This window comes from Antribacter soli, from assembly GCF_021568775.1.
GTDB classification, from domain to species: Bacteria; Actinomycetota; Actinomycetes; order Actinomycetales; family Cellulomonadaceae; genus Antribacter; species Antribacter soli.
In genome coordinates this window covers 207,679-227,572 of sequence record NZ_JAKGSG010000022.1, presented here as the reverse complement: position 1 = coordinate 227,572, position 19,894 = coordinate 207,679, and the positions used below count along the sequence as shown (strand labels likewise).

The following is a 19,894-nucleotide window of genomic DNA, read 5'->3' as shown; positions in this document are numbered from 1 at the left end:
GGGCGCGTGCCTCGTTCCTCGGCCCTCACCCTGCGCTGCACCTACGGCTCAGTCGAGGTTGTCTCTCGCCTGAGCCTGCGGTTCCGCTCCGGGCGCGTGCCTCGTTCCTCGGCCCTCACCCTGCGCTGCACCTACGGCTCAGTCGATGTCGGGGACGCAGCCGGCCGCGTCGGCCAGGAAGCCCGCGGCCGCCGTGGCGAGCAGGCCCGCGAGGCCGCTGCCGGCCGGCACCGGGCGCGGGTCGTCCGTCACGACCCAGAGCCCGTCGACGACGTCGTACGCCGCCCCGGGGCCGTCCGCCACGAGGGCCTGCACGGCCTCGACGAGACGCACGACCTCCTCGCCCGACGTCCCGACGCCCACGGACGCCCGCACCGCGCCGGCGTCGAAGCCCAGCCGGCCGAGCAGCGGGTGAGCGCAGAACCGGCCGTCGCGCACGCCGATGCCGTGCTCCGCGGACAGGTAGGCCGCGACGAGGCCCGGGTCGTAGCCCGCGACCGTGAACGTCACGACACCCACCGGGTCCGCCGCGTCCTCCCAGACGCGCGCGACCTGCACGCGGTCGATCGACTCCAGGCCCTCGACCAGCCGGCGCCGCAGGCTGCCCTCGTGCGCACGGACCTCCTCCGGGTCGAGCGCCGCGAGCGCCTCGCACGCCGCCGCGAGCGCGACAGCGCCGATCACGTTGGGGGAGCCGGCCTCGTGCCGCGCGGGACCGGTCTGCCAGACCGTCTCCGTCGTGCGCACGCGGCGCACCGCGCCCCCGCCCGCCAGGTACGGGGTGCCGGTGTCGAGCCAGTCGGCCCGGCCGACGAGGGCACCCGCGCCGAACGGCGCGTACGTCTTGTGGCCGGAGAACGCGACGTAGTCGACGCCGCTCTCCGCGAGGGAGAAGCGGCGGTGCGGCACGAGCTGGGCGCCGTCGAGAGCGATCCGTGCCCCCGCGGCGTGGGCGACCGCCACGATCTCGTCGAGGGGCAGGGACTCCCCCGTCACGTTCGACGCGCCGGTCACCGCGAGCAGCGCGTACGGTGCACCGGCCGCAACCGCGTCGGCGAGCTCCTCCTGGAGCTCGGCGATCGTCGCCGCCACGGTCGCGGCGCCGGTGAGGACGGTCGCGTTGGTGTCGCGCTGCCAGGGCAGGAGGTTGGCGTGGTGCTCCACGTCGAGGACGAGAACCCGGCCCGGCTCGCCGTCCGCGCCGGTGGGCACACACCCCGCCAGGAGGTTGAGCGAGTCGGTGGTGTTGCGCGTCACGATCGTGAGGTCGTCCTCGCGGGCCCCGACGAAGTCGCCGATCGTGCGGCGCGCCGCCTCGTACAGCGCGGTCGAGACCTGCGACAGGTAGCCGGCGCCGCGGTGGACGCTCGCGTACAGCGGCAGCACCTCCACGACCCGGTCCGCGACGGCCTTGAGCGCCGGGGCGCTCGCTGCCACGTCGAGGTTGGCGTAGGGAACCTGCCGCCCGTCCACGAGCGGGACGAGCGTGTCGTGCCCGACCACCGGCAGCAGCGGTCCGGCGGGGTTCCGGGTGTCCTGGGCGGACTCGACAGTCGCAGTCATGGCATCTCTCCAGGGGGTCCTGGGGGACGGTGCCCCCGCGCTTGCCGCCCGCCTCGTGGCGCGCGGCCAGGTCGTCACCCGGGGCACCCCACCGCGGAGGAGGGTTGCCGGCCAGCGAGCCGGGGCTTCGCGCTGGCGCTCATGACCTTGCGCAATCTTGACGGGGCGCCGCCGATCGCGTCAAGGAATGGGACGCTGGTCTCACATGATGGTCAGAGGAGGTGGACGGTCTCCGCCCACTTCGGCACGCGTAAGACGGCGTCCCACCCACCGGACGCGTTGTCGTACGATCGCAGGGACCATCCCGAGCGGCCGAGTGACGTGGCACGTCGACGCCGCAGCAACCCGCGGGCTCGTCGGAACGGACATCGTCCGGGCCGGCCGCCCGGGCGAGGGTGCTACCGCCACGATCGATGGAGGAGTGCCATGAGTCTCGAAGCGCGCCCCGCCGACGGCTACGCCGGCGACATCACCCCCCAGCAGGCCTGGGATCTGCTCACCACCGACCCGGCCGCCGTCCTGGTGGACGTCCGGACCACGGGCGAGTGGCGGGTCATCGGCGTCCCCGACACCGCGACGCTGGGCAAGCAGCCCGTCTTCGCCGAGTGGGTCCACGCCGACGGCCGCCCCAACCAGGCGTTCCTCACGCAGATCCAGGCCGCGGGTGTCACCGCCGGGCCCGTCGTCTTCCTGTGCCGCTCGGGCCAGCGCAGCATCGGCGCGGCCCGCCTCGCCACCAGCGCCGGGATCGGCCCCTCGTACAACGTCCTGGAGGGCTTCGAAGGCGCTCCCGGGCACGACGGCGTCCGCGACCGCGAGGGCTGGAAGGTCGCCGGCCTGCCGTGGCTCCCCACGCTGGAGGCGGGCGGGGCGCCCGAGGCGAGCCGTGCGACGTCGGGCACCGGGGAGGCGAAGTGAGCGTCACCGGCGCATCCCGGCCCGGCGAGGTCCCCGGCGGCTCCGGCCGCAAGCCGCTGCCGCGAACCGTCCGTCCCGCCACCCTGGCCGTGCGCGGCGGCCACGCCCGCACCGAGTTCCAGGAGACAGGCGAGGCGCTGTTCCTGACCCAGGGCTACACGTACGACTCCGCGTCCGACGCCGAGGCGGCCTTCAGCGGCGACCTCGACCGGTTCGTCTACTCCCGCTACGGCAACCCCACGGTGCACACGTTCGAGGAGCGCCTGCGCCTGCTCGAGGGCGCCGAGGCGTGCTACGCCACGGCGACCGGGATGTCGGCGGTGTTCACCGCCCTCGCCGCGCTGGTGCAGAGCGGCTCGCGGATCGTGGCCGCCCGGGCGCTCTTCGGCTCGAGCGTCGTCATCTTCGACGAGATCTTCGCGAAGTGGGGCGTTCGCACCGACTACGTGGACGGGCACGTCCTGTCGCAGTGGGAGGACGCACTCTCCACCCCTGCGGACGTCGTGTTCTTCGAGACGCCGTCCAACCCGATGCAGGACCTCGTCGACGTGCGGGCCGTCGTGGCGCTCTCGCGCGCGGCCGGCGCGACCGTGGTGCTCGACAACGTCTTCGCGACGCCCCTGCTCCAGCGGCCGCTCGAGCTCGGCGCGGACGTGGTGGTCTACTCCGCGACCAAGCACATCGACGGCCAGGGACGCGTGCTCGGCGGGGCGATCCTCGGGTCCGACGAGTACGTGAACGGGCCGGTCCAGACCTTCATCCGCAACACCGGCCCGTCGCTGTCCCCGTTCAACGCGTGGACGCTGCTCAAGGGGCTCGAGACGCTCCCGGTCCGCGTCGCGGCGCAGACCGCGAGCGCGCTCCACGTGGCCGAGGCGCTCCAGGCGCTGCCGGGCGTGGTGTCGCTGCGGTACCCGTTCCTGGCGTCGCACCCCCAGCACGAGCTGGCGCTGGCGCAGATGACCGGCGGCGGCACCGTCGTCACGTTCAACCTGGCCGTGCCCGCCGGCACCGACGACGACGCGGCGAAGAAGCGCGCGTTCACCTTCCTCGACGCGCTCCAGGTCATCGACATCTCGAACAACCTCGGAGACGCCAAGTCCCTCATCACCCACCCTGCGACCACGACGCACCGCAAGCTCGGCGCTGCCGGACGGGCGGCCGTGGGCATCGCGGAGACCACGGTGCGGCTCTCGGTCGGCCTGGAGGACCCGGCCGACCTGGTCGAGGACCTGGAGCAGGCGCTGGCCGCGAGCTGAGGCCCGGCCGCGGCCGGCTCCCGGACCTGCCCCCGGTCAGAGGGGCCAGGGCACCGGGAGGGTTCCCGTGAACGGGACCGTCCCGAAGAGGGCGTCGGCCACGCCCCCGCCCTCCGTGCCCGGCAGCCAGGCGGCGACGACGGCGTCGGCGGCGGAGGCGTCGAACGCCTGCGGCCGGCCCGAGACCACGACGACGACGCACGACGGGACGGCCGAGCACACCTTCTGCACCACCGCGGCGTCGCCCGGCTGCAGGTCGAGGGACTTGGGCTCGCGCGGCCGGCCGGCGTCGGCCCGGTCCCAGGCCCACTGCGGCCCGCCGACGTCGCCGAACGCGCCCGCGTACGGCGTCTCGCCCACCACGACCACCCCGGTGTCGTACCCGTCGAGCGGAGCCGACGCGTCCGCGCTGAAGGTCACCTGCGCGCCGTGCTCGAGCAGGCCGCCGAGAATCGTCGTGCCCGCGGTGGGCGAGCCTGAGGAACCCTGCCACGTGACCGTCCAGCCGCCCGCCTGGTTGCCCAGGTCGTCGGCGGAGCGGCCCGCCACGTACAGGGGCTGACCGGCCTCCAGCGGCAGGACGTCGTCGTCCTTCAGCACGACCTGGGACTCGGCCACGCCCTGCCGGGCCAGGGCCCGGTGCTCCGGCGACCCGACCGCCGCGAGGGCCGAGCGGTCCGTGAAGGGCCGCTCGAAGAGTCCGAGCGCGAGCTTGGCGGCCAGGACCTGGCCCACGGCCGCGTCGAGCACCGCCTGGGGCAGGGCACCCGTCTGCACGGCGCCGACCAGCGCGTCCCGTACGCGCGCGGCCTGTCCGGGCGCGTAGAACGTGTCGGTGCCGGCGGCCACCGCGGCCGCGAGGTCGTCCGGCGTTGCCGATCCCTCGAGGGCCTGTCGGGTCAGGCCGTCCGCCGGCCCGGACCCCCGGGCTCCTTCGAGAGCGGCCACCGCGCCCGGGTCGGTGCCGAGGCTCTCGTAGAACCGCCCCGATCGGACGTCCGCCACCGCGGGCCCCGGCGAGAGCGGCCACGTCACGCCCGTCGCGGCCAGCTCCTCGCGAACCATCGCGTCGAGGGCACCGACCAGCTCGGCATCACGCGTGGCTCCCAGACCGATGTTGTGCGGCGGCAGCGTCGCCCCGGGCAGGTTGCCGTGCCCGTGCACGGCGTCGGCGGCGACCAGGAGGGGCACCTGCAGGCGCGTCGCGCGGGCGTGGGACTGCAACCCGTCGACGGTCTCCGCCCAGCCCGCAGCCGTGTTCGGGACCGGCGCCGAGCCGGGCGCGGCGTACACGGAGCCGAGGCCCAGCCTCGCCACGCCCGCGGGGTCGCCCGCGACGTCCCCCCGCTCCACCTGCGTGAGCTGGCCGGCCTTCTCGTCGAGCGTCATCCGTGCGAGGAGGTCCGCCACGCGGGTCTCGGCCGGCAGCACCGGGTCGAGATACGGCAGGTCGTGGGCGTCCACCACCACGGTGGGACCCGCGCCGATCCCCACGTCCTGTCCCGCCGGCTTCAGGGTCAGCGTCAGCGGGATCGTCTCGGCCGTCTCCCCCGCGGCGGTGTCGGCGATCCGGACAGCGACGGTCAGCTCCGTACCGGAGGGCGTGCCCGCCGGGAACACGACCTCGCCCGACGCCGGCGTGTAGTCGTCGCCGGGCGTCGCGGTGCCCCGGCCCGTGGACCAGGCGACGGTGACCTGCCGGGCGAGCTGACCGCCGTCGGCCACCACGACGCGGAGCCCGACCTGCGCCTCGCCACCGTCCGCGACGAAGGTGAGCGGCGCGGCCGCGCGGACCAGCACCTCGTGTCCCGACCCGTGGCCGGGCAGGGCGCCGGCGCCCGACCCCGCGACGAGGGCGGTCGCCAGCGCGAGCGCGCACGAGCGCGTGCCGTGCCTGCTCTCGACCTCCTGCGGCATCCTGCGGTCCCCTCGTCGCGTGGCTCACGTGTCGCATCGATCACACACCGAGACCGCCGGGCCCACAACCGGGCAGATCAGCGACGCCCGAGGTGGGGGCGGTGCGCGCTGCGGGCTACGGTGGGCGTGATGCCCGCCGTACCCGTCCCGATCACGTCCACCGCCGCCGTGCTCCGGGCGGACAATCCCGGCCCGATGACGCTCGACGGCACCCGCTCGTACGCCCTGCGCGCCCCGGGTGCGCGCGGGTGCGTGATCGTGGATCCCGGCCCGGACGACGTCGGCCACCTCGCCGCGCTCGCCGACGCCGGGCCCGTCGAGCTGATCCTGGTCACGCACCGCCATGCCGATCACACCGCCGGGTCGCCCGGCCTGCGCTCGCTCACGGGCGCGCCCGTCCGGGCGGCCGACCCCGCGCACTGCCACGGCGGCGAGCCGCTGCGGGCCGGGGAGGTGATCGACGCGGTAGGCCTGCAGATCGAGGTCGTGGCGACGCCCGGGCACACCGCCGACTCGGTGTGCTTCGCCGTGACCGCGCCCGGCGCAGCGCCCGTCGTGCTGACGGGCGACACCGTGCTCGGCCGCGGCACCACGGTCATCGCGGAGCCGGACGGGTCGCTCCGGCAGTACCTCGCGAGCCTCGACCTGCTGGAGCGCCTCCCGGGCGAGATGGTGCCGGGAGGCGCGCCACCGGCGTCGGGCACCCTGGCGCTGCCCGGGCACGGCGAGCCCCTGCCCGACCTCGCCGCCGCCGTGCGGGCCTACCGCGTGCACCGGCTGGAGCGGCTCGACCAGGTGCGCTCGGCGCTGGGCAGTCTCAGGCTGTCCGACGCCGGACCGCGGGTCTCCCCGGACCTCGTCGAGGCGGTGGCGAGGCTGGTCTACGCCGCCGTGGACGAGTCCGTGCTGCCCGCGGCCCGCCAGACGGTGGCGGCGCAGCTCGCCTACCTCGCAGGGGACGGCTAGCGACTGCGCCACGCTGGTGTCAGAGTGACGGCAAGGAGGTTCGGTGATGGCCCTTCGGCTGAGCGCGATCGCGGTGCTCGCGGGTGCCGTGTTCATCGTCGCGGCAGTGCTGCCGGTCTCCTTCCGGGTCTTCCCCGAGTCGTCCTCGGACAGGCGGCTGCAGCACATCCTGGCGTCGGAGACGCAGTGGACCCTCGCGAACGTCCTGTTCGGCGTCGGGGCTGCGGTTGTCGTCGGCGGGATCATCCTCTTCGCGCTCGGCGTCGACGATCGTGCGGCACGAGTCGTCGCCCTCGCCAGCGGAGTGCTCGCGCTCGCGGGCCTGGTGCCGTGGATCATGCACCTGTCCGCGCGGGTGACGGACCCGGCGGCCTTCGCCCGGGGTGACCTTCCGTCGTGGTGGCTCTGGACCTACTTCATCCTCACGCCGTCGGCGATCGCGCTCTTCGGCGTCGCGCTCCTTGCGAGCGGGCTGCTGGCGGCCTGGGTCGGCTGGACCGTGATCGGCACCATGGCGGTCATCATCGTGGCCACCCTCGTCGCCGGCGACATGGTGCCGGCGGTCTACTACCTGGTGGCCCTGCTGCCCGGAACGATGCTCCTCATGGCAACGGCGAGGGCGTGAGGCGCTTGCCCAGGTAGAGGCCGAACGGGTCGTCGTCCTGGTCGTGCGGCGGGAACGGCAGCACCGGCCGGTAGCCGAGCGCCCGGTACAGCCCGATCGCCTCGGGCTGACGGACGCCGGTCTCGAGCACGAGGGACTGGGCGCCGTTCTCCCTCGCGACGTCCTCGAGCGCGGCGAGCAGCCGGCGGGCGACGCCTGAGCGGCGCGCGGTGTCGCGCACGAACACGGTCCGCACCTCCAGCGCCCCGTCCGACGCCGGGCGCAGCGACGCGCAGCCCACGGCTTCTCCGTCGCGGTACGCCACGAGCGTCGCCAGGATGCCCTCGCCCATCCGCGCGTCCACCGCGGGGTACCCGCCGCGCGCCTCGACGCTCGCTTCGAGGTCGGGGTACCGCTCGCAGTTGAAGGCGAACATGCCGCGCCGCAGAGCGGCGGCATCGGCGTCGTCCCACGCGACAACGCGGAGGTCCAGCCGCTCGCTCCCGCCCTCGCGCGGTCCGACGCCGGCGCGCGCCGCCTCGGCGGCGGGGAACAGGTCCTTGCCGAAGCAGCGCGAGCCCGCCTCGTTCGCGTACACCCCGAAGCGGTCGATCGGCAGGTACCCCATCGAGAGGTACAGCCCCATCGCCTCGGGCTGCCGCGTGCCGCACTCCAGCACGAGGTGCCGGAGCCCGGCGCTCGCGGCCTCGGCCTCCACCGCGGTCAGGACCCGGCGCGACAGCCCGCGCCCGCGGTGCCCCACATCGACGAACATCCGCTTGATCTCGCCGGTCGCGGGCGGGTGGACCCCGCCGCGCCCGTCGGGCAGGCCCGACATGTCCCGCACCGACCCGCACGCCACCGGTTCGCCGTCGACCCGCAGCAGCACGGTCGCGACGACGCTCGCCGGGTCGACGTGGTCCACGCTCTCGCTCTCCGCGGCATCGCCGGCCTCGCCGTCCGGCTCGTCGTCGCCGTAGATGACGGCGAGCTCCGCCTGCTGCAGGTCGCGCAGGCGCACGGCGTCGGGATCGTCCCAGGGGACCAGGGCCGCGACCGCGTCGGGCACGACGAGGGAAAGCCCCTGCGTCAGGCGCCGACGAGGGACGACAGGACGGACGTGAAGAACGCCAGGCCGTCCGTGCCGGCCCGCGGGCCCTCGGCCGACGCCGGGCCGAAGCCCGCCTCGACCGCGTGCTCCGGGTGCGGCATGAGTCCGACGACGTTGCCGCGCTCGTTCGTGATGCCCGCGATGTTGCGGCGCGAGCCGTTCGGGTTCCAGCCGTCGTAGCGGAAGACGACGCGGCCCTCGCCCTCGAGCTCGTCGAGCGTGTGCTCGTCGGCCACGAACTGGCCGTCCTGGTTCTTCAGCGGGATCGTGATGCGCTGCCCGGCCTGGAACTGGTTGGTCCACGCGGTCTTCGCGTTCTCCACGATCATCGACTGCTCGCGGCAGACGAAGTGCAGGTGGTCGTTCTTGATCATCGAGCCGGGCAGGAGGTGCGCCTCGGTGAGGATCTGGAACCCGTTGCAGATGCCGAGCACCGGCATCCCGCCGCGGGCCGCGTCCACCACGGCGGTCATCGCGGGGGCGAACCGGCTGATCGCGCCGGCACGCAGGTAGTCGCCGTACGAGAAGCCACCGGGCAGGACGACGGCGTCGACCCCCTGGAGGTCCGCGTCCGCGTGCCACAGCGCGACGGCCTCGGCACCGGCGAGGCGCACGGCGCGGGCCGCGTCGCGGTCGTCCAGCGTGCCCGGGAAGGTGATGACGCCGATGCGGGCGCCGCTCAGGGGGGTCATGCCGGCACCTCGGTGGCGTCCACCACGCTCACGACGTCCTCGATCACCGGGTTGGAGAGCAGCGTGGTCGCGGCCTCCTGAGCGGCGGCGAGGATCTCCGGCGTGACGTCGCCGTCCACCTCGAGCTCGAACCGCTTGCCCTGCCGGACGCTCGTGAACTGCGTGAAGCCGAGGCGCGGCAGCGCACCGACCACGGCCTTGCCCTGGGGGTCCAGGATCTCGGGCTTGGGCATGACCTCGACGACGACGCGTCCCACGGGGGCTCCTTGAAAGACGAGGGGATTCGGGGAGAAGTCTACCGGTGGCGCGGAGCGTCACACCGGCCCCCGGCAGTGACATGCACCGCCGCCGGGTTTCACCCCTTGCTGTGGGTATCCGTACGCAGAGGGCGCGCGGCGCGGGGCAGAAGGTGAGTTGTGGGCCGACACCCGCGCAATGACGCGCGGACCGGCCCCCAGGACTCCTCGGGAGGGACCAGCCATGCCCCCAGCAACCACCAGCCGCCGGCGATCCCGGCGGCACCTCGCGCTCCTCGCCTGTCTAGGCCTCATGCTGCCCCTGATGGTCACGCAGGCCCTTTCCGCCTCGGCCAGCCACCCTGTGGCAACCCTGGCCGGGAGCAACTTCGAGATCGACATCGACGCCAACCTGAAGGTGGATGACGCCGGCGCCGACGACTGGGCGAGCGTCAACTTCGCCGTCGCGGACGACGAGCCGACCGGCCGGAACGACGACTCGTTCTCGGGCGGAGCCAAGGAAGACGACACGTGCCCGACCACGACGACCGGGTCGATCCCGAACAACAAGAGCGACCTGCTCGACTTCGGCGTGTACGAGGAGGAGGGTGACCCCGGATTCCTCCACCTGTTCTGGTCCCGAGTGCAGGACCCGTCGGGCACCACGCTCATGGACTTCGAGCTCAACCAGTCCGGCACGGACTGCGGCAACGGGGTCAACAAGGTCCGCACCGTAGGCGACCTGCTGCTCGAGTACCGCCTCGACCAGGGCGGCGCGACGGCGCAGATCCTGGCCCGCGAGTGGACCGGCACGGCCTGGGGCGGCGCGACCGACCTGACCCAGATCGGCCAGGCGACCGGGACGATCAACAGCTCGGCCATCCCGGACGCCGAGTCCGCGGGGCTCGGCCCGCTCGACCCGCGCACGTTCGGCGAGGCGAGCGTCGACCTCGACTTCCTGTTCGGCGAGACCGGCGAGTGCGTGTCGTTCGGCAGCGCCTTCCTCAAGAGCCGGTCGTCGACGTCGTTCACGTCGCAGCTCAAGGACTTCATCAAGCCGATCACCGTCGACATCTCGAACTGCGGCTCGATCACGATCAACAAGGTGACCGATCCCCCCGGCGCGGCCGGCAGCTTCGGGTACACGACCACGGGCGGCCTCGACCCGGCCACCTTCTCCCTGCTCTCGGGCGGGAGCCAGGCGTACACGGGTGTCCTCGCGGGCACGTACACGGTGACCGAGAACGCTGACGCGCCTGGGGAGCTCGTGTCGATCGTGTGCACCGGCGGGACCACATCGGTGTCCGGCAGGACCGCCACGATCAACCTCGCGGCCGACGACAACGTCGTCTGCACGTTCACGAACCGGCTGTCCGGCTCGATCCTGGTGCACAAGGTGGACGACAACGGCCAGCCGCTCGCGGGTGCCGGGTTCACCGCCAGCCCGGGCGCGATCGTCCTCACCGAGGTATCGACCGGCGTGTTCTGCGCGAACGTGCCCTTCGGCACGTACACCGTCACCGAGACGACCGTGCCGCCGGGCTACACCGGCGGTGCTCCGCAGAACGTCACCGTGAACACAGCCTCTACGTGCGCCGACCGGACGGGCGGCGTCCCGGACCTGACGTTCACCAACGCGCAGCTGCACAAGGTGATCGTGCTCGTCTGCCACGAAGCCACCGGCGAGCTGGTGGCCAGCCAGGTCACAGCGGGCGCGACGACGCTGACCACGATCGTCGATGCCCCGGCGGGCACCACCGAGGCGGCGCTCTGCGGCATCGCCGGGTTCGGCGGGCTACCGCACGGCGCGTTCGGGCTGTCGTCCACCTACCCACACTGAGTTTTACTTTGTTTTTGTTTCCGTCCGGACGGCACGCCGTCCGGACGGACCCCTCACTCCACCCATGACACCGCCAATCTCATCCGGTGACCCTGGCCGGCGCGGCGTACCGTCGGAAGGAGGGGGGCACCCTTCGCTGAGACGGGCGGTGTCATGTCGAGCTATCCGTCGACGAGCACGCCGAGGGTGACACCGACGTCGTTCCTCGGGCGCATGCCGGAGCGCGACCGCGGTCGCCTCCTGGCCCTCGGCTGCACGGCGTCGGGCGTGGTCGGGACCGTGCTCCTGCGCCAAGGTGAGCGCCCCGCGCAGCTCGCGGTCCTCCTCACGGCCACTGCCGAGGCCTCGTACGTCAGCCCGGACGGGCACCTGGTCCGTCTGAGCTCCTACGGGGCCGGCGACGTCGTGGGGCTGCCGGAGGCGTGCACGGGCCGCCGGGCGCTCAGCACGGTACGCGTGGCCAGCGCGGGCCAGGTGCTGGACCTGTCCCCGTCGGTGCTCCGCTCCTTGATCGTCACGATGCCCTCGGTCACCGAGGCCGTGGTCCGGAGCCTGGCCACCCGCGTCCACGAGGTCGAGAACCAGTGGGTCGACACGGCGGTCACGGACACCCGGACGCTCCTGTGCCGCTGGATCCTGCGGTTCGCCGACGCGACGGGGGTTCCGTCGCCACGCGGCTCTGTGGTCACCATCCGGTGCAGCCAGAGCGAGCTCGCGTCCTGGGCGGGCCTGTCCCGCGAGACGGTGGTCAAGCACCTGCACGTGCTGCGGGCCGAGGGCCTGGTCATGACGGGCCGGATGCACCTGACCGTCCCCGACGTCGAGCGCCTCCGCGCGGAGGCGGATGGCGCACGGTAGGACAAACCGGTCACGATCGCATCACGAGCGTCGTGCCGCCAGAGCCGGGCGGCCCGGCTCCGCTACGGTCGCCAGCACCGGACCAGCGACGAACGAGGCGATGTGAGCACGCACCCCGAGGGCCCTGCCCCAGACCCCTACAGCACCCAGCCGCACGGCTCCCCGGCCCCGCCGGCCGCGCCGGGCTATGTGGCCCCGCCGACCCCGCCGGGCTATGTGGCCCCACCGACCCCGCCGGGCTATGTGGCCTCGCCGACCCCGCCGGGCTATGCGACCAACCCGGGCTACCCGCCCCCTCCCGGCGTGCCGGGCAGCCCGTACCCCACGCAGCAGCCGAGCACGGACGGTCTGGCGATCGCGGCCCTCGTCACGGGCATCCTGAGCCTGGGCATCATCCCGATCATCCTCGGCGCCCTTGCCCTCTCACGGATCAAGAAGTCGGGCCAGTCGGGCCGCGGCATGGCGATCGCGGGCATCGTGCTCGGCGCGCTCGGCATCTTCGCGTGGGTCGCGCTGATCATCTTCTTCGTCGCGGTCGCGAGCACGGACGAGTTCCAGGAGAGCTTCGAACAGAGCTACTCGGAGAGCTTCGACGAAGCCACGGCGGACGCCTCCGCGGAGGCCACCGAGGACACCGAGGACCTCGCCACGGACCTCGCCACGGACCCGGCCACCGACTACTCCGTGACGATCGGGGAGTGCTTCGCGATGCCCCCCGCGGACGACATCGACCTGACGGCCCTCGAGGTCCAGGACTGCGCGGGGCCGCACGACGCCGAGTTCTACGCCGTCCAGGAGCTGCCCAGCGGCGAGTACCCCGGTGAGGAGTCGATCTTCACCTCGGGCGACGACTACTGCCTGACTGAGTTCAACACCTACGTCGGCATCGACTACGACGACTCCGAGTTCGATTTCGGCTACTTCTACCCGACTGCGAAGAGCTGGGCCTTCGGCGACCGGGAGATCAACTGCTACGCCGCGACCGTGGACGGTTCGCAGCTCACGGGCAGCGTGCAGGGCATCGCCCGGTAGCACGCCCGCCCGCGGGCCAGGTCGGAGGGTGTCCGCGCCGCCGGCACCCTCCGACTCGACGCGGGACGAGCCGGCGGGGGCTCAGCTCACAGTGACGTGCCGGTCAACCGCTCGTACGCCTCGAGGTACCGGTCCCGCGTCCGCTCCACCACGTCGGCCGGGAGCGACGGCGGCGCCGCGTCCCCGGCCCGGTCCCACCCCGACTCCGGGGACGTGAGCCAGTCCCGGACGAACTGCTTGTCAAAACTGGGCTGCGAGCGCCCGGGCTGCCACTGGTCGGCCGGCCAGAACCGCGACGAGTCCGGCGTGAGCACCTCGTCGCCGAGCACGACCTCGCCGGTCGCCGGGTCGACGCCGAACTCCAGCTTCGTGTCCGCGAGGATGATCCCCCGCCCTCGGGCGATCTCCTCGGCCCGCGAGTACACGGCGAGCGTCAGGTCGCGCAGGCGGGCCGCGACGTCCTCGCCCAGCCGCTCGGCGACCGCGGAGAACGGCACGTTCTCGTCGTGCTCCCCGACCTCCGCCTTGGTGGCCGGCGTGAAGATCGGCTCCGGCAGCCGCGAGCCGTCCACGAGCCCGGGGGGCAGCGGGATGCCCGTGACCTCGCCGGACGCGCGGTACTCGGCGAGCCCGGAACCGGTCAGGTACCCCCGGGCCACGCACTCGACGGGATACATGTCGAGGCGTCGGACGATCATCGCCCGGCCCGCCACGACGTCGGGCACGAGGCCGTCGCCCGGCTCCGCCGAGACCTCGACGGAGACCACGTGGTTCGGCACCACGTCGGCCAGCTGCTCGAACCACCACAGGGAGAGCTGCGTCAGCGCGGTGCCCTTGTCGGGGATCTCGGGCGAGAGCACGTGGTCGTAGGCGCTGACCCTGTCGGACGCGACGACGAGCACGACGTCGCCCAGCGGGTGCGCCCCGCCGAGCGCCGGAAGGGAAGGCTCGTACAGGTCGCGCACCTTGCCCGAGTAGACGTGCCTCCAGCCGGGCAGGTCGAGCGTGGCGACGTCGAGGCCGGCGGCCGGCCCGGAGGAGTGGCCGGCAGCCGGCCCCGAGGAGAGTGTCACGCGCCCAGTCTCGCACCGACCCCCAGGAGCCCGTGGTCGGTGCCCGCGCCTCCCGCCGGCCCGGCCGGCCCGACAGCGATCACGAGGCCGTCAGCATTCCCCTGCGGTCCCGGGCGTAGGACATGTCCATCAGCACCCCCACCATGCGCGCCCGCACCCCCGCGTCGTCGGTGACGGTGGTCGCGCGGCAGCGAACCCAGATGTCGCGCCCGTCGCCGTTGACCATGCGGTGCTCGAGGTCGAGCGTCGTGGCGGCCCCCGCGAGCTGCGACGCGATCGCGACCTGCACACCCCGCACGTCGGCCGGGTGGACGCGCCCGGTCCACTCCTCGATTCCGGTGCCGACGTCGTCGTCGGACAGCCCGAGCAGGGCCTTCCACGTGCGCGAGTAGTAGACCTCGCCGGTGGCGATGTTCCAGTCCCACGTGCCCTCGAGCGCGACGTCCTCGACGAGGGCGTGGCGCTCGGCGCCTGCCCGCAGGTCGAGCGCGAGCGCACGCTGCCGCTCGGCCGCCTCGGCGAGGGCCTCGCGCTGCAGGCGCAGCGACGCGAGCCGCGCCTCCCGGTCGAGGGCGACGGCGAGCATGGCCGCCCAGTGGTCGAACTTGTCGCGCGCGCTGGTGGCGTGGGTGTCGACGCTGCCGCCGATCATGAGCAGCCCGTGGTCGCTGTTGCCGAACGTCACGGGGATGACGAACGTGACCCCCGGCCCTTCGGCGGCCAGCGCCGGCGGCGGGAAGGACGCGACGGGCACGCGCGCGCCGACGAGCGCCCTGGCCTGCGGCGACGCGGCGCTCGTCCCGACGATCTCGAGCTCGCGCCCCTCGGGCTCGCGGCTGCCGACGCCGGACGGGTCGCCTCCCGCGACGTACTCGGGACCGGCGTCGGCCCACAGGGCGAGGGCGGCCGCGCCGCGGTGCCCGCGCGGGAGCCAGCGCAGCGACCGGATGGCCTGGGCGTCGGCGTGCAGCAGCTCGAGGTCGAGCTCGTACTGGTCGGCGATGGTGCGCTCGAGCTGCCCCGACCTGACCAGCATCGTCTGGGTGCACCCGGCGCTGACGGCGACGAGGACGTCGGTGCCGGCCCCGAGGACGGCGCGGGCCCGCTCGGCCCGCCCCGGGGGCCGTGTTGCGCTGGTGACGACGGGGATCGGCCCGGTCGTGGGCGGGGGCTCGCTGCGGCGCCGCCGGACCTGGTCCGCCGCCTCGTCCTCGACGCCCCGCAGCGCGGGAACGAGCTGTTCGAGCGCCTCGGGGTGCGGGCGCAGGGCGCGGGTGGTGTCGGCGAGCCCTGCGAGGATCTCGGGGCTGGGCCGCAGGGCGACGGCCGCGGCGGTGCGCAGGACGCGCCGGATGCCACGCAGCCACTGCTCGAGGGCCGGCGTGCCTGCGGGGGACCGGGCGTCGCCCCCGTCGAACACGGCGGCCGCGACGTCGGCGAGGCGCTGCCAGGCGTCCGTCGCGGCCGGCCCGGAGGCGGGCTCGGACGCGGACGCGGGCTTCCGGGGCCCCTTGCCGCCCCGCAGGACGCCGACTGGGCGGGCGCCGGCGCGGGCGTCGACGCAGCCGCACGAGTCCCGGGTGACGAGCGTGGTCTGCGACAGGTGCTGCCCGTGCACCTGCTCCCCGCGGACGAGCGCCAGCAGGAGGGTGGCGGAGAGCTCGCCCACGCGGTCGTGGTGCGGGTCGACCGAGGCGAGGCGCGGGCGCAGACGCGCGCCACCGTCGGAGTGGTCGAAGCCGACGAGAGCCTGGTCGACGGGCAGGACCAGCCCCTCGGCCTGCAGCACGCGCATGAACCCGACGGCGTTGCGGTCGGTGGCGGCGACCGTCGCCGTGGTCGGCAGCCCGGCCGCGAGCGCGGCCCGTCCCGCGGCGGCGCCGCTGGCCTCCTGGTTGTCGGCGGCGACGTAGAACCACTCCGGCCGCGGCTGGATGCCGTGTGCGAGGAGGGTCTCGCGGTAGGCCTCGTACCGCTCGAGGATGTCGGTCTGACGCAGGCTGCCGAGGAAGCCGATCTCACGGTGCCCGTGGCCGATGAGGTGCTCGACGGCGGCCCGGGTGCCGCCCGCGTTGTCCGGGGTGACGACCGGGGCCTCGATCCCGGGGACGCGCTCGCTGACGAGGACGGTCGGCACGCAGCGGGCCTGGAGGCGCGCAAGAGTGGTGCGGTCCACGGCCGACGTGATGACGATGAGGCCGTCGACCATGTCGAGGCCCACGGACACGCCCTCGGGCGGGCGCTGGGGGAACTGCTCGCGCTCGAGATCGGCCGGATAGGTCTGCACCGCGACCACGCGGTGGCCGTCGGCGCGCACGGCGCGGGCGATGCCCGCAAGGACCCGCCCGAAGTAGTACCCGCCGATCACCGGGGAGAGAACTCCTACGACATACCCACGCTTTCCTGGAACCATACTAAGACACCCGTCTCCGTCGACGTCGTGCAAAGAATCTTCCGAGGGTGCATGCTACGGGATCATGGTCCCACCGTTGCGACCGAATGATCCAGAACATCCCGATGGTACGCGCGCAGCCAAGCGCCCGACGATCGTCGACGTCGCCCGAGCGGCCGGCGTCTCGACCGCCGTGGTGTCCTACGCGCTCAACGGGCGGCCCGGCGTGTCCCCGGCCACGCGGGCGCGCGTGCTGCGGATGGCCGACGAGCTGGGCTGGCGGCCCGCGACCGCGGCGCGTTCGCTGCGCAGCGGCCCGGGCGCCGTCGGCATCGTCATCGTGCACGACGGCGGCACGGGCTCGCGCGTCGCCTCCACGCTCGACCTGGTGGCCGGGGCCCAGGAGGCGCTCGGCGCCGACGGGCCGACGCTCGCCGTCCATGTCGCCGGGTCCGTGGACGAGGCAGCCCGGCTCATGGACTCCTGGTGGACCGAGCGGCGCTACGCCGGATACGTCGTGCCCCACACCCGAGCAGACGACGCCCGGCTCACCACCCTGCGACGCGTCCCTGCTCCCACGGTCGTCGTGGGCGACGTGATCGGGCCGTCGCCCACGACCTGGCGGCACGTGGTGCTCGACGACGCGGCAGCGTTTGCGCGGGTCGGAACGTTTCTGGCGGACCTGGGGCACGCTCGCGTCGCGATGCTGACCGGCGGCGACGCGCTCCTCGCACCACGTCGGCGCGCGCGGGCCCTCGGTGCCGCGCTCGCCGAGCGCGACGTGCGGTTCCAGGCGGTCTCGGGCGACACCGCCGAGCGGGCCGCGGCCGCCGTGCGGCCCCTGCTCGTCGGTCCGGACCGGCCCACGGCCGTCGTGACCGACGACGACGTCGCGGCCGGCGTCGTGCTCGACGTCGCACGCCGACTCGGGCTCGCCGTCCCGTGGGACCTCTCGGTGCTCGCCGGGACCGACTCGGCGGCGTGCCAGCTGGCGACACCATCGCTCACGGCCGTCCCGTACCCCGTGCGCGAGCTCGGCCGGGCGGTGGGGCACGCCCTGCTCGGCGCCCTGGCCGGCGACCTGGCGCCGGGAGCCGTGCCGCCGGCGTCGGGCACCGTGTCCGTGGGCAACCTCGTGGTGCGCGGGTCGACCGCACCACCCTCGGCCTGACAAACGCGGCGCGCCGTTACTGACTCGCACTTAAACGATTAGCCAGGTGTTGTGCAGGTCAATGGACATGCAACGGTGCGTCATGCCGCCGCAGAAAGGCCTGAGGCGGTGCGCCCGCCCGCGCCGGCAGAGGTCGGCGAGGGGCGGCGCCCAGCACGTCCCCTGGAGGTCACCGTGTCACCTGTCACCCGCCCGCCCGGCTCCGGTAGGTTGCGCCGCGCCGCAACCACCGCCGCCCTCGGGGCGCTCGTCGCGGCCCCGGCGCTCGTCACCGTTGCGACAGCGACGCCGGCCGCCGCCCTCGTCGACAACCCGTTCGTCGGGGCCACCCAGTACGTCAACCCGGACTGGGTCGACTCGGTGGAGGGCGCCGCCGCGCAGGTCCAGGGCAGCAACCCCGGCCTCGCGGCAGACATGCTCGCCCTCACGTCAGAGCCCACATCTGTGTGGATGGACCGCATCGCCGCCATCGCCGGCACGGACCGGCAGCACGGCCTCCAGTGGCACCTGGACCAGGCCCTCGCGCAGAAGCAGGGTTCCACCCCGATCGTCTTCAATATCGTCATCTACGACCTGCCCGGCCGTGACTGCCACGCCCTGGCCTCGAACGGCGAGCTCCCGGCGTCGGCCGAGGGCCTGCAGCGCTACAAGACCGAGTACATCGACCCGATCGCGGCGCTCCTCGACCAGCCCGCCTACGAGGGCATCCGGTTCGTCGCCACGATCGAGCCCGACTCGCTGCCCAACCTCGTGACGAACATGTCCGACGCCGACTGCGCCCAGTCCGCGCCGTACTACCGCGAGGGCGTGCGGTACGCGCTCGACCAGCTCTACGAGGTCGGCACCGTCTACAGCTACATCGACGCGGGTCACTCGGGCTGGCTGGGCTGGGACAACAACTCGGCCGGCGCGGCAACGGAGTTCGCGAACGTCATCGAGGGCTCGACCTACGGGTGGAACGCCGTCGGCGGCTTCGTGACGAACACCGCGAACACGACCCCGCTCGTCGAGCCGTTCCTCCCCAACCCGGAGCTGCAGGTCAGCGGCCAGCAGGTGCGCCAGTCGACCTACTACGAGTGGAACCGCGACTTCGACGAGGTCGACTGGTCCGCCCACCTCTACCAGCTCATGGTGGCCCAGGGCGCGCCGACGTCCATCGGCATGCTCGTCGACACGGGTCGCAACGGCTGGGGCGGCGCGGCGCGTCCGACGGCGGTCAGCACGTCGACCGACCTGAACACCTACGTGCACCAGTCGCGCATCGACCGCCGCGTGCACCGTGGCGCGTGGTGCAACCCCTCGGGCGCCGGCATCGGCGAGCGGCCCACGGTGGCTCCCGCCGGCTACGCCAGCTCGCACCTCGACGCGTTCGTGTGGGTGAAGCCCCCGGGCGAGTCGGACGGGGCGTCCACCGAGATCCCGAACGACGAGGGCAAGCGCCTCGACCGCATGTGCGACCCCACCTACGCGTCCGACGCACTGGGCGGCAACCTCACCGGCGCGCTGCCGGGCGCCCCGCTCTCCGGCCACTGGTTCCAGGCCCAGTTCGAGATGCTCGTCGCCAACGCCTACCCGGCGATCGGCGACGGCGGCACCCCGACCGACACCCAGGCGCCGTCGGTCCCGGCCGGGCTGACCGTCGGGACGATCACCTCGTCCTCCGTCGCGCTCTCCTGGAGCGCCTCGACCGACAACGTCGGAGTCACCGGGTACGACGTGCTGCGCAACGGCACCGTCGTCGGCACCACAACCGGCACCTCGTTCACCGCCACCGGCCTCACCGCGAGCACCGCGTACCAGTTCTCGGTCCGCGCCCGCGACGCCGCCGGCAACGTGTCCGCCGCCTCGGCAGCGGTCACCGCCACCACCACGGCGGGTACCGGCACCGGCGCATGCACGGCCACGTTCCGGATCGTCAACTCGTGGTCGGGCGGCTTCCAGGCCGAGGTCGTCGTCACGGCGGCCGCGGCGAAGACCGGCTGGACGACGCAGTTCACCCTGCCTGCCGGCGTGACGATCGGCAGCCTCTGGAACGGCACCCACACCGTCTCCGGCAGCACCGTGACCGTCACCAACCTCGGCTGGAACGGCAACATCGGCCCGGGCAGCTCGGCGACCTACGGCTTCACCGCCAACGGCACCGCGCCCCCGACGCCGCCGAGCGTCACCTGCAGCTGACCCTCACCGCACAACCCGCCAAGAACCCGCCGAGGTGGTCCGTCCGTCCGCCGGACCGACTACCTCGGCCCCAAAAGCCGGTCG

The 19,894-nt window shown here is 73.7% G+C and carries 16 protein-coding genes and 1 riboswitch; of the genes, 9 read left to right on the top strand and 7 right to left on the bottom strand.

What is annotated here, in order from left to right:
- Positions 1-138 precede the first annotated feature (138 nt).
- Positions 139-1,563 carry an aminotransferase class V-fold PLP-dependent enzyme gene (locus tag L1785_RS06890; RefSeq protein WP_236088463.1) on the bottom strand — a complete coding sequence of 475 codons (1,425 nt, stop codon included), beginning with the start codon at positions 1,561-1,563 and terminating at the stop codon, positions 139-141.
- Between the two features lie 32 nt (positions 1,564-1,595).
- Positions 1,596-1,710, bottom strand: a riboswitch (SAM riboswitch).
- A 279-nt stretch (positions 1,711-1,989) separates the two neighbouring features.
- Between L1785_RS06890 and L1785_RS06885 the strand changes: the two genes are divergently transcribed.
- Positions 1,990-2,481, top strand: a complete 492-nt coding sequence (locus tag L1785_RS06885) for a rhodanese-like domain-containing protein (RefSeq protein ID WP_236088462.1) — start codon at positions 1,990-1,992, stop codon at positions 2,479-2,481.
- A complete protein-coding gene (locus L1785_RS06880; protein ID WP_236088461.1) occupies positions 2,478-3,740 on the top strand; it encodes an O-succinylhomoserine sulfhydrylase in 1,263 nt (420 codons plus the stop codon). Before L1785_RS06885 ends, L1785_RS06880 begins: the two co-directional genes overlap by 4 nt.
- A gap of 36 nt (positions 3,741-3,776) precedes the next feature.
- On the opposite strand, the gene L1785_RS06875 is transcribed toward L1785_RS06880, so the two are convergent.
- The gene (locus L1785_RS06875) at positions 3,777-5,657 is read right to left on the bottom strand and encodes a glycoside hydrolase family 3 C-terminal domain-containing protein (RefSeq protein ID WP_236088460.1); all 1,881 of its coding nucleotides are present in this window, start codon (positions 5,655-5,657) and stop codon (positions 3,777-3,779) included.
- 129 nt (positions 5,658-5,786) lie between these two features.
- Here L1785_RS06875 and L1785_RS06870 point away from each other — a divergent pair, with 129 nt between their 5' ends.
- Both L1785_RS06870 and L1785_RS06865 read left to right on the top strand, forming a co-directional pair.
- The gene (locus L1785_RS06870) at positions 5,787-6,623 is read left to right on the top strand and encodes an MBL fold metallo-hydrolase (protein WP_236088459.1); all 837 of its coding nucleotides are present in this window, start codon (positions 5,787-5,789) and stop codon (positions 6,621-6,623) included.
- Positions 6,624-6,669: 46 nt separating this feature from the next.
- Positions 6,670-7,248 carry a hypothetical protein gene (locus tag L1785_RS06865; RefSeq protein ID WP_236088458.1) on the top strand — a complete coding sequence of 193 codons (579 nt, stop codon included), beginning with the start codon at positions 6,670-6,672 and terminating at the stop codon, positions 7,246-7,248.
- Here the strand turns inward: L1785_RS06865 and L1785_RS06860 are convergent.
- Genes L1785_RS06860 through purS form a run of 3 tightly spaced genes read right to left on the bottom strand, consistent with a single transcriptional unit; the run spans position 7,226 to position 9,287 of the window.
- Positions 7,226-8,296: a GNAT family N-acetyltransferase gene (locus tag L1785_RS06860; RefSeq protein ID WP_236088457.1), complete on the bottom strand. Its 1,071-nt coding sequence runs from the start codon at positions 8,294-8,296 to the stop codon at positions 7,226-7,228. The two genes, L1785_RS06865 and L1785_RS06860, sit on opposite strands and share 23 nt — an antisense overlap.
- Positions 8,297-8,316: 20 nt before the next feature.
- A complete protein-coding gene (purQ, locus tag L1785_RS06855) occupies positions 8,317-9,030 on the bottom strand; it encodes a phosphoribosylformylglycinamidine synthase subunit PurQ (RefSeq protein WP_236088456.1) in 714 nt (237 codons plus the stop codon).
- Positions 9,027-9,287 carry a phosphoribosylformylglycinamidine synthase subunit PurS gene (gene purS / locus L1785_RS06850; protein ID WP_236088455.1) on the bottom strand — a complete coding sequence of 87 codons (261 nt, stop codon included), beginning with the start codon at positions 9,285-9,287 and terminating at the stop codon, positions 9,027-9,029. Before purS ends, purQ begins: the two co-directional genes overlap by 4 nt.
- Before the next feature lie 223 nt (positions 9,288-9,510).
- Between purS and L1785_RS06845 the strand changes: the two genes are divergently transcribed.
- From L1785_RS06845 to L1785_RS06835, 3 genes are all read left to right on the top strand, one after another.
- Positions 9,511-11,106 (top strand): MSCRAMM family protein, encoded by a 1,596-nt coding sequence (locus L1785_RS06845; protein ID WP_236088454.1) that lies wholly within the window; start codon positions 9,511-9,513, stop codon positions 11,104-11,106.
- Between the two features lie 153 nt (positions 11,107-11,259).
- The gene (locus L1785_RS06840) at positions 11,260-11,964 is read left to right on the top strand and encodes a Crp/Fnr family transcriptional regulator (RefSeq protein WP_236088453.1); all 705 of its coding nucleotides are present in this window, start codon (positions 11,260-11,262) and stop codon (positions 11,962-11,964) included.
- A 102-nt stretch (positions 11,965-12,066) separates the two neighbouring features.
- On the top strand, positions 12,067-12,996 hold the full coding sequence (locus L1785_RS06835) for a DUF4190 domain-containing protein (RefSeq protein WP_236088452.1): 930 nt from the start codon (positions 12,067-12,069) through the stop codon (positions 12,994-12,996).
- Between the two features lie 86 nt (positions 12,997-13,082).
- Here L1785_RS06835 and L1785_RS06830 read toward each other — a convergent pair whose 3' ends face one another.
- Entirely contained in the window at positions 13,083-14,069 is a 987-nt protein-coding gene (locus L1785_RS06830; RefSeq protein WP_372461815.1) for a phosphoribosylaminoimidazolesuccinocarboxamide synthase, read from the bottom strand.
- Positions 14,070-14,148: 79 nt separating this feature from the next.
- Positions 14,149-16,437 carry a substrate-binding domain-containing protein gene (locus tag L1785_RS06825; RefSeq protein WP_236088451.1) on the bottom strand — a complete coding sequence of 763 codons (2,289 nt, stop codon included), beginning with the start codon at positions 16,435-16,437 and terminating at the stop codon, positions 14,149-14,151.
- A gap of 121 nt (positions 16,438-16,558) precedes the next feature.
- Between L1785_RS06825 and L1785_RS06820 the strand changes: the two genes are divergently transcribed.
- Positions 16,559-17,632 carry a LacI family DNA-binding transcriptional regulator gene (locus tag L1785_RS06820; RefSeq protein WP_236088450.1) on the top strand — a complete coding sequence of 358 codons (1,074 nt, stop codon included), beginning with the start codon at positions 16,559-16,561 and terminating at the stop codon, positions 17,630-17,632.
- A gap of 174 nt (positions 17,633-17,806) precedes the next feature.
- The gene (locus L1785_RS06815) at positions 17,807-19,810 is read left to right on the top strand and encodes a glycoside hydrolase family 6 protein (RefSeq protein ID WP_236088449.1); all 2,004 of its coding nucleotides are present in this window, start codon (positions 17,807-17,809) and stop codon (positions 19,808-19,810) included.
- The last annotated feature ends 84 nt before the right edge of the window (positions 19,811-19,894 follow it).